Annotated in this window: 10 protein-coding genes; 8 read left to right on the top strand and 2 right to left on the bottom strand. The window is 43.3% G+C overall.

What is annotated here, in order from left to right:
- Positions 1-32: 32 nt before the first annotated feature.
- Positions 33-710, bottom strand: coding sequence for a hypothetical protein (locus VB654_RS11725; RefSeq protein WP_323213942.1), 678 nt, complete (start codon positions 708-710; stop codon positions 33-35).
- A gap of 169 nt (positions 711-879) precedes the next feature.
- Between VB654_RS11725 and dnaX the strand changes: the two genes are divergently transcribed.
- Positions 880-3,312, top strand: coding sequence for a DNA polymerase III subunit gamma/tau (dnaX, locus tag VB654_RS11720; RefSeq protein ID WP_323213941.1), 2,433 nt, complete (start codon positions 880-882; stop codon positions 3,310-3,312).
- 104 nt (positions 3,313-3,416) lie between these two features.
- On the opposite strand, the gene VB654_RS11715 is transcribed toward dnaX, so the two are convergent.
- Positions 3,417-4,826 carry a glycosyltransferase family 2 protein gene (locus tag VB654_RS11715; RefSeq protein WP_323213940.1) on the bottom strand — a complete coding sequence of 470 codons (1,410 nt, stop codon included), beginning with the start codon at positions 4,824-4,826 and terminating at the stop codon, positions 3,417-3,419.
- A 613-nt stretch (positions 4,827-5,439) separates the two neighbouring features.
- Here VB654_RS11715 and ebsA point away from each other — a divergent pair.
- From ebsA to VB654_RS25225, 7 genes are all read left to right on the top strand, one after another.
- Positions 5,440-5,814 carry a type IV pilus biogenesis protein EbsA gene (ebsA, locus tag VB654_RS11710; RefSeq protein ID WP_323213939.1) on the top strand — a complete coding sequence of 125 codons (375 nt, stop codon included), beginning with the start codon at positions 5,440-5,442 and terminating at the stop codon, positions 5,812-5,814.
- A gap of 249 nt (positions 5,815-6,063) precedes the next feature.
- Positions 6,064-7,158 carry a phosphotransacetylase family protein gene (locus tag VB654_RS11705; RefSeq protein WP_323213938.1) on the top strand — a complete coding sequence of 365 codons (1,095 nt, stop codon included), beginning with the start codon at positions 6,064-6,066 and terminating at the stop codon, positions 7,156-7,158.
- Between the two features lie 225 nt (positions 7,159-7,383).
- Positions 7,384-7,887: a DNA recombination-mediator protein A gene (locus VB654_RS11700; protein ID WP_323213937.1), complete on the top strand. Its 504-nt coding sequence runs from the start codon at positions 7,384-7,386 to the stop codon at positions 7,885-7,887.
- Between the two features lie 120 nt (positions 7,888-8,007).
- Positions 8,008-8,427 carry an MAPEG family protein gene (locus VB654_RS11695; protein WP_323213998.1) on the top strand — a complete coding sequence of 140 codons (420 nt, stop codon included), beginning with the start codon at positions 8,008-8,010 and terminating at the stop codon, positions 8,425-8,427.
- 182 nt (positions 8,428-8,609) lie between these two features.
- Entirely contained in the window at positions 8,610-9,101 is a 492-nt protein-coding gene (locus VB654_RS11690; RefSeq protein ID WP_323213936.1) for a YajQ family cyclic di-GMP-binding protein, read from the top strand.
- Between the two features lie 142 nt (positions 9,102-9,243).
- Entirely contained in the window at positions 9,244-9,837 is a 594-nt protein-coding gene (locus VB654_RS11685) for an IS607 family transposase (RefSeq protein ID WP_416235677.1), read from the top strand.
- On the top strand, positions 9,806-9,977 hold a 172-nt coding region (locus VB654_RS25225), incomplete at its 3' end, for a helix-turn-helix domain-containing protein (RefSeq protein ID WP_416235681.1). The genes VB654_RS11685 and VB654_RS25225, both read left to right, overlap by 32 nt.

The raw sequence follows: 9,977 nt of genomic DNA, 5'->3' as shown, positions 1-9,977 counted from the left end.
CCTGCCCCTGCCCCCTGCCCCCTGCCCCCTGCCTAATCTGGATTAGATTGACTGGGAGGATGATATTGATTGATGAGTTCCTGGATAATTAGTTGGGGATCATCTGTCTCAATTGCTAGTTGCTGGGCAATTTGTTCGCGTAGACTTTGATCCTGTTGCAACATGACCAACAATTCATCGAGAGTCACCGTTTGGGTGGCTTCATCGGTAGGCGAATTTGCTTCCTGATTAATTTCCTCTTGTACTGGGTAATTATCTTGGGAGGGTAAAGTGGTGTTGACTGCATCTGGCCCGTCATATTCCCATATTGGTTCACCTTGATTGCGTGTCAACAACTGCATTCCAATTTCATAAGCAACATCTCCAACTTCACCAACCCGCAGATCACCCAATTGCACTAAACGAGCAGCTAATTCATTATTAGGTGTAGGTGATGCTAACAATCTTGCGCCAAAATTCCGTAACCATTCTACCCAGCGTTCTGTAGAGATCCGATTTTCAATATTATGTAGCCACTTTTGCGCCCAATCTTGTCCTCTGGCTTGATGCACACCTTCTAGAAGCTCGTTGAAGAGAAATTCTAAATCAGTATCGGTTAGGGGTGGGGCTGGTTTTTCTGGCACATTATCCCCCAGATTGGAGGGAGTTCGTTGGCCTCCAAACAAGCTGCGAAAAAGACCTTTAAACCATTGAATTAGCCGCCTCAGCATTTTTTTGCACCCTTGAGTATTGTTTACGGAAATGTGTAGATTTAAAATCTTGCGTTTGTTCTAGGGTATGACACATACACAACCAATCGACAAAAGTTTAAAATGATTGCATCCCCAACTCGACTGGGTGCTGCTAACCAAAGTTGAATGGCGCTGAAGTCTTCCATCCATGTCTTACGAACCCCTCCACCATAAGTATCGCCCCAAGAGTTTTGCTGAACTGGTGGGACAAGAGGCGATCGCTACTACCCTCACCAACGCGATCAACACTGCTAAAATTGCCCCTGCCTATTTGTTTACAGGCCCCAGAGGCACGGGAAAGACTTCTAGCGCCCGGATTTTGGCTAAATCTTTAAATTGTCTCAACAGTGACCAACCCACTGCTGAACCCTGTGGAGTGTGTGATGTTTGTCAAGGCATCACTAAGGGTTATTCTCTGGATGTCATAGAAATTGATGCTGCTAGTAACACTGGTGTAGATAATATCCGGGAGTTAATTGAAAAGGCACAATTTGCCCCTGTACAGTGTCGCTACAAGGTTTATGTGGTCGATGAATGTCTGACTGGAGATGCTCTGGTTTTAACTGATCAAGGACTCGTCAGAATTGATAACCCTAGTCTCAAGGGTAAGAAGGTGATGAGTTACAACGACTCATCAGGCGAGTGGCAATTCAAGCAAGTTGTCAGGTGGTTAGATCAAGGAGAACGTCAAACGCTGGTTATCAAGACGAATAACCGAGAAATTAAATGTACGGGTAATCATTTAATCAGGACAGACCAGGGATGGATAGCAGCAAAAGACGTAAAAGAAGGAGCGAAGATACTATCTCCTGTGAATGTCACTGAATGGATTACAAGTTTGGAGACAGTCGAATCTGTTCACCTCGCTGGAGTTGAACGAGTCTATGACATTGAAGTGGCAGATAATCACAACTTTGTGGCAAATGGGCTTTTGGTGCATAATTGCCATATGCTCAGTACCGCAGCATTCAATGCGTTATTAAAAACATTAGAAGAACCACCGAAGCACGTAGTTTTTGTTTTAGCCACCACAGACCCGCAGCGAGTATTACCAACGATTATTTCACGCTGCCAAAGATTTGATTTTAGACGTATCCAGTTGGAGGCGATGGTTAATCATTTAAGTGCGATCGCCTCTAAAGAAAATATTAATATTACTTCTGATGCTGTCACCTTAATCGGTCAAATTGCTCAGGGAGGATTGCGAGACGCAGAAAGTCTACTGGATCAATTAGCTTTGACTGTGGGTGAAGTGACACCTGACAAAGTTTGGGATTTAGTCGGTTCGGTGAGTGAACAAGACTTAATTGCTTTATTGAATGCGATCGCTCAAAATCGAGCCGAAGGAGTTTTAGATTGTAGCCGGAAAATCCTCGATAGTGGACGAGAACCGCTAATCATTCTGCAAAATCTCGCCGCTTTATACAGAGATTTGCTCATAGCACAAACAGCAGCTAATCGCCAGGATTTAGTTACTTGTACTCAGCAAACCTGGACAGCGTTGCTGGAATTGTCCCAAAAACTCGACATGAATACAATTTTGCGGGGACAGCAACACCTACGCACGGCAGAAGTGCAAATTAAAAATACTACCCAGCCACGCTTATGGTTGGAAGTAACACTACTAGGATTATTGCCGAGTGCAAATGTTCAAACCCAAGCTGCAAGCACACCTCAGCAAGTAAATACGCCTGCTGTAGCTCCCAATTATTATCCAGTATCTGCACCTCAGCCGACAAATCACAATCAGACGGTTAACCCAGTATCTGCGCCTCAGCCGACAAATCACAATCCGACAGTTAACCCCGTATCTGCACCTCAACCCACAAATCACAATCCCACCGTTAACCCAGTATCTGCACCTCAGCCCACAAATCACAATCCGGTTTATCCAGTCCCAACCACACCAGAACCTCAAACTCAAGCACCAGCACCTGTAAATAGTGAACCTGCACCACAGGAAGTTACTACACAATCAGGGTATGACTTAACTCAAGTTTGGCAACAGGTCTGTATGAATATTCAGATGCCTTCTCGCCAAGCTTTACTTGGTCAAATGTGTCAAATTACAGAGTTTAACGGGAACGTGGTTCGTGTTGCTGTCAGAGGCGCTTGGTTAGACACACTTAAATCTGATCTACCGGTGATTACAGCTGCTTTTCAAAAGATTTTTCAACGCGAAATCCAGGTTTATTTGGAAAAAGGAACTTCTTCCACTTCTAAATCAACAAGAACAAATCCTCAACCACAAAATCATACTCCCGTTCAGCAACCACCAGCACCCAACTATAATCAGCAAATTCAATCCTTTGCACCAGCTACACCAACACCAACCCCAGCGCCAACACCAGCCAAAACCGAATCAACGACGAGTAGTGCAACTAGAGTACAAACCTTACCCCCGCAACAAACACAAAGGCCTCTGGCTGAATGGGAAACTGATGAAGTGGCGATCGCCGCCAAGCGTCTAGCGGATTTCTTCAATGGTCAGGTTATCCGCTTTACAGACGATGGAATAGATTTGCCTGAATCTATAGCTACATCTGAGGGCTTGGATGAACCAGAAATAGATGATGATTAATCATTATTTTTCTCAAAAAAAATCCAAAATTGAGAATAAATTCTGAACTTTGGATTTTAATATTTTTGAATTTTGACTTTTGAATTTTGACTTCCGCCCTGCGGTCAGTCGCCGCTACCTGAATGCACGGTTTTAATCCATTTCAGGCGCTTTGGTCTGAAGGACATCCGAGCAGTGGTAGCACTCATGACTACCAACCAATGCAACATATATAGAGAGCCACGCAGCGTTTGTAGCAGTAACTGAAAAGAGGTAGAAATATTAAATTCCTGATCTTGACGTATACGCTTGAGTCCGGCAAACATCCCCACAACAGACATACTGACTGATAGTGTCGTTACAGGGCCTAACATTGGTAGACGATGCCGAGCTACCGCCATTAATATATCTGGAATTGCTGCCGTGGGGATAATATACATAGTGAACATGAAGATCAGCATATCCCAGGTTTTTCGCACACCCAAGCGGTTTTTGAGGATGAGATCCCAGTAATCTAAATAGCGCTGATAGCCACCTTCTGCCCACCGACTGCGCTGATGCCAAAGAGCGATCGCATTTGTCACCCCTTCTTCCTGCACAGCTGGGTAAAATGTACATTCAATGTCCCATTTGTCCAAATGTAGGCGCAAAGTCATATCCAAATCATCGGTGATGGTTTCTTCATTCCATCCCCCAAAACTTTCTAAGGCTGTACGCCGGACAAATTGACCATTACCACGCAGTTCGCCAATCCCACCGATGGAGACACGTTGCTGCTGAAACCAGGTATCTAAAGCCATTTCTGCCATTTGACCCTGAGTCCAGAAATTTTCCTTAGCGTTGGCTATGGCTTTTCGCACCTGCACCGCCCCCACCTTTTCGCGCTGGAATAAAGGTGCTACCTGTAGCAGTAAGTCTGGTACTACTTGAGCATCAGCATCAAACACTGCCACAATTTCGCCCTTAGTTAAGGGCAAGACCTGATTCAAAGCTCCAGATTTGCCACCACTTGCTTGTGGAGAACGTCTGAGAACATTGAGTTGGTCGTATTCTTGCGCTAGTTTCGCTAGTAAATGCGGTGTTTCATCAGTGCTGTTATCATCAATAATCCAGACTTCATACTTCCCATCTGGGTATTCTAGACTACAAAGATTCTTGACTAATTTACCAATAACTGCTTCTTCGTTTTTGGCTGCTACTAACACAGATACAGAGGGCAAATCTCCCTGCATTTCTTTGCTATAGCGCCGGGGTCTAGCAAATACCACCACTAAAGCGTGGAATCCCAGGAGAGTAGTCAGTCCTAGAATAAATATTGAACCCCAAGAAGCTAAATGCAGAGCGATCGTACCGCTCCAAACTACAGTTAAAACCAGAGCGGCTTTGCGTCTACGTCCTTGAAACCGGGATGGTAGAGACATGGGATCTACCTCCACCACTGTTTCCTCCTCATCTGCCGATGGGTCGGATAATAGGGAGTTAATTTGTTCAAGCTCGTCGTAATAATTGTCTTCGGGCCAGGAATTCGCTGGCATAGGTTACTTGATTCAAAAACCAGTATTGTTATACATCTAAAAATAGCAGCACATTCCACATTCAAACTCTCAGCTTGCACCGACCATGACAACCGCTAAGATTAATTAACGATTGCAGCACAGTAAGCACAAGGCACAAGCAGTTTGCTGTAAATAAAAACTGCAATAGCATTATCCAGCGCCTAACAGCGTGAATTTTTGCTTTTATTGCTCCAGCTTTTTAGTTAAAAGCCAATGCAGTCTTATTTTAACCGAAATTTTAATATTTCTTAGCACCAAGTTTTTGTGATCACAACCATTTATGAGTATTGGTTGGGTGTGAAAGTCCAAATTCAACAGATATAAGCGCTTAAAAGTATGATGAAAGTATTTTTACATTTCTACATATTTTGAGGATTTTTAGGTTTTATCGCTGGGGGAGAGAAAGCGATTCGTCTAGTTATAGGGGCGGGTTTAGAGATATGATTACATATTGGTTAAACTTCAAACCATGCCAACTTTTTCCCCACTCCTCACCCAGTTGAATACCTGAGTGTAAACAATAGAAATTTTTGGGGAACAATATTTTTATGTATTAATAATAATTGTCAACCATCTTGAGGAGGATGCAGCGATGTCTATTGATAAACTCCAACCAGCCAATCAACAACAAGCAAACGTTTACTTGCCTTATGTTCAGAGTGCGAAGCGTAATTTTTTACCCTATGCCTTGAGTCTCTATCAAAAGGGCTTGTTGGAGGGACATCGCAAAATTGAGGCCAGTGATAGTATTCCTTTTGTGGCCTCTTGGAATGTTGCCACCTTGCCTTCGGATTTAACACGTTGCCGAATTCAGTTTCAGGGGAATGCTGATCTGAGCTATGAGGTGATGATGGGTACTTCTGAATTTATGAATTTTTTAATTGAACTTATGGAAAATTATAAACGCCATCGCTTGACTGATTTTTCACAAGCTTTTTATCGCAAAGTCTTGCGTATAGACGAATAAAAAAAATTCAAGATCAAGATATCTGTCATAGTTTGCGTGGCGTAGCCATACCCACCCATACTTGGTTTCTACTCAGCACGCTAGTCAATGCGCCACTATACCCGCAGGTTTTACAGCACTTTGCCATACCTAAAAAAGTATATTCTGGTAAATTCTGCTTTGTCAGCACTCCAGCCTGTTGCCGGAAGCAACTAAAATTAGGGAACACCTAGCTTGGTTCTACTTCCTTTTGCAATTAGGAGTGCATTTGTGCCAAAATCTGCTAAATGTTTGCTGATTGGCTCAACCGAAACTTATAGTGGTAAATCTGCAACAGTTTTGGGTTTGTCTCATCAGCTACAGCAAAAAGGACTAGATATTGCCTACAGTAAACCGCTAGGCACTTGTTTTAGTGCATCTGGCGGCACCGTAGTTGAGGAAGATGTCCAGTTTATTACCCATAGTCTGAGCTTGCAGACAAATCGCGTTGCTGCCACAATGTTGGCTTTGGATGAGGTTAATGTCCAAAAACGCTGGCGTGGCGAAGACCAAACCGATTATCGACAACTCTTAAAACAGCAATATGTACAAATTTCTCAAGGAGATTTAGTATTGCTAGAGGGTCCTGGTGATTTGACACAAGGCCATCTGTTTGATTTGTCTTTGCTACAGATGGCCCAAGCATTAGATGCGGCTGTGCTATTGGTAGCTCGTTATAATTCGCTGGTTTCTGCTGATGCGTTATTGTCTGCTAAACAGTATGTGGGCGATCGCTTGGTGGGAGTTGTGATTAATGATATCCCTAGCGAAGAATTAGAAATAGTTGAAGCTCAATTATGTCCGTTTTTAGAAAGGCAAGGCATTCCTGTATTAGCAACATTGCCAAAAAGTGACTTGCTACGCAGTGTCAGCGTTGGTCAACTGGTAAACCAGTTAAATGCTGAGGTTCTCTGTCGCCGCGATCGCCTAGATTTGATGGTGGAGAGTTTAGCAATTGGCGCAATGAATGTCAATTCGGCTGTGAAGTATTTCCGCAAACGCCGAAATATGGCAGTGGTTACAGGAGGCGATCGCGTGGAAATTCAACAAGCCGCCCTAGAAACGTCTACACAATGCCTAATTTTGACCGGACAACTACCACCACCCCCGTTTATTCTCAATCGTGCTGAAGAGCTAGAAATCCCTATTCTATCGGTTGATTTAGATACCCTCACTACTGTAGAAATTATTGAGCGAACTTTTGGTCAAGTCCGGGTACACGAACCAATTAAGGTTCAGTGCATTCGCCAGTTAATGACTGAGCATTTTGACATTGATCGCTTGTTATCTAAACTCGGCTTAACTCCCGCCGGGACATTAACTTAAAAGCACCGGAACAGAAAGAGGCAGGGGTGCAGGGAGCAGGGAGCAGGGGGAAAGACACAAACAGAGCTTATACCCCGCCCCTACTTCTGCAATTGATGTGACCTAGATATTCAGTTAATGAAGCCAACATCAGGAAAATGTAGCAATATGTAACTCAAGTTGGCTTCTCACTTACACTCTGTTTGGTAGAATAGCTGGGTTGTTTAATCTGATTACATCCCCTCTTTGAGCCAGTCAACAAACCTTACCAACCTCGATACATTAGCGCAGGAACTGGCGACCATCCAGCAAACAGGTTCTAAGCGAATCGCCTTGCTAGGTTCTCGTCATGTGCCAATTACGCATCAGAATCTCATTGAAATGATGACCTATGCCCTGGTTCTATCAGGGAATCGGGTAATCACCTCTGGGGCTACAGGGACAAACTCAGCTGCCATTAAGGGAGCAATGCGGGCTGACCCCAATTTATTGACGGTCATTTTACCCCAAAGTTTAGAACGCCAGCCCCATGAATCACGTCAGCAACTAGAGCAGGTGATGCATCTGGTAGAAAATCCCAGTAATGATAATCTGTCTTTAGCTGAAGCTAGTTATATTTGTAATAAGGAGATAGTCTCTCGCTGTCAGCAACTGATTTGTTTTGCATTTCACGACAGTCGCACTCTGCTTCAAACTTGTGGAGATGCAGAAGAACAAAGAAAAGTGGTCACGCTTTTCTACTTTGATTAAAGTGCAGTAAGTCCTCGCCCAGGTAATGATAGATATAGGAAACTGCGAATTGGTAATAGGTAGTTGGGTTAGCCAAATTACCTGTTACCTGTTAATTACTTACTATTGATTGATTTAATGATGCTATCGCAACTGCCTGTTTCTACTATTTTGTTGTATTCTATTGCTGCTGCTGCCGTTCTGATTTATTTGCCATTTCTATTGGTAGCTTATGGTCGTTTGCAGATTGGGTATGAGGCGCTGGCTACTCCTCGCGCCAAGTTTGATAAATTGCCTCCCTATGCTCAACGAGCAACTTGGGCGCATCAAAACTCCTTTGAAGCATTTATGTTATTTGCCACCGCAGCATTGATGGCTTATGTGACTGGTGTTAATTCTCCCACAGCAACAATCGCCGCGATCGCTTTTGTGGTGGCGCGTTTGCTATACTCAATTTTTTATATTTTGAATATACCTTTATTGCGATCGCTAATGTTTGGCATTGGCTCTCTTGGCTCTGCGACTCTCATCACCTTGAGCATTATTCAAGCTAATAGTTAATTGGCAAATGGGGAGTGGGGGCGGGTTGAAGCAGTGAGTCTATAAGGCAAATAAATTCTCAATAAACCCACCCATGCAGGGAATAGGAAGTAAAGAAAGAAAGCTTTTTTGACTTTTGACTTTTGACTTTCCCCCTAGAGTTCTCCAATCCAAAATCCAAAATCTAAAATCTAAAATTGTTTATGGCTTCTACATATTCTTTTGACATTGTAAGCGACTTTGACCGACAAGAATTAGTGAATACTATCGATCAAGTGGTGCGAGATATCAAAGGTCGTTATGACCTCAAAGATACTCAAACTACACTGGAATTAAACGAGAACAGCATTAATGTCAGCACTGACAGCGAGTTTACCTTAGATTCTGTTCACAACATCCTGCGGGAAAAAGCCGCCAAGCGTAACCTTTCTCAGAAAATTTTTGAGTTTGGCAAAGTTGAATCAGCTAGTGGTAATCGTGTCCGTCAAGAAATCACCCTCAAAAAAGGTATCAGTCAGGAAATCGCTAAACAAATTTCCAAATTGATTCGCGACGAATTCAAAAAAGTCCAAGCCTCAATTCAAGGTGATGCTGTGCGGGTATCAGCTAAAGCGAAGGATGACTTACAAGATGTGATGCAGCGAGTCAAACAAGAAGATTTTCCTGTCGCTTTACAATTTACCAATTACCGTTAAATCACCTATTGGCGTGACCAGCTAAAATAGTGCATGATGTTTCTCTTGTGGAACAGGTATCTTGGCTATTCTGGGGGTTAGTCAATAGCTAATTATTTGCTAACAATAGCTTATATATGCTAACAAATGCTAATATCGTGGTATGGCTTATGTACCACTACGAGAAGCAGTCAAAAAACTGGGACTGCACCCAAACACTTTAAGGAAGTACGCGGACAATGGCAAGATTGAAAGCATCAAAAACGAAGCAGGACAAAGACTTTTTAACGTTGAATCCTACCTCCGTGGTGCAACTAGAACTTCCTTTGTTTGCTACTGCCGAGTTAGTTCAACCAAACAACGAGACGACCTTGGTAGACAAATTGCCTATATGCAATCACTCTACCCAGATGCCGAAATCATCAAAGACATCGGCAGTGGAATCAACTTTAAAAGAAAGGGACTGCAAGCCTTACTGGACAGACTTATGCGGGGAGATAAGCTCACGCTTGTTGTTGCCTGTCGTGACCGACTCGCAAGGTTGGGATTCGAGCTTATTCAGTACATGGTCGAGCAAAACGGTGGACAAATCGTGGTTCTCGACAATACTGTACACTGCTCAGAATCAGAGCTTACATCGGATCTTCTCTCCATCCTCCACCTCTTCTCTTGTCGAATGCACGGACTCAGGAAGTACAGTAAAAAAATCAAGGAAGATCCGGATCTTGCTCACAACGGAGCAGAGGCGGATCGTTAAACAGTGGTTTGGTGTGTCCAGGTTTGTTTACAACACTACTGTCAAGTTGCTGCAAGACTCTAAAGTTAAGGCTAACTGGAAAGCGATTAAGACTGACATATTGAACGGACTACCAGAATGGAGTAAATCAGTCCCTTATA

It is taken from the genome of Nodularia sp. UHCC 0506 (assembly GCF_034931045.1).
Lineage (GTDB): Bacteria > Cyanobacteriota > Cyanobacteriia > Cyanobacteriales > Nostocaceae > Nodularia.
Note: the sequence above shows the minus strand (reverse complement) of the source record. Positions and strands in the feature narration are given on the sequence as shown.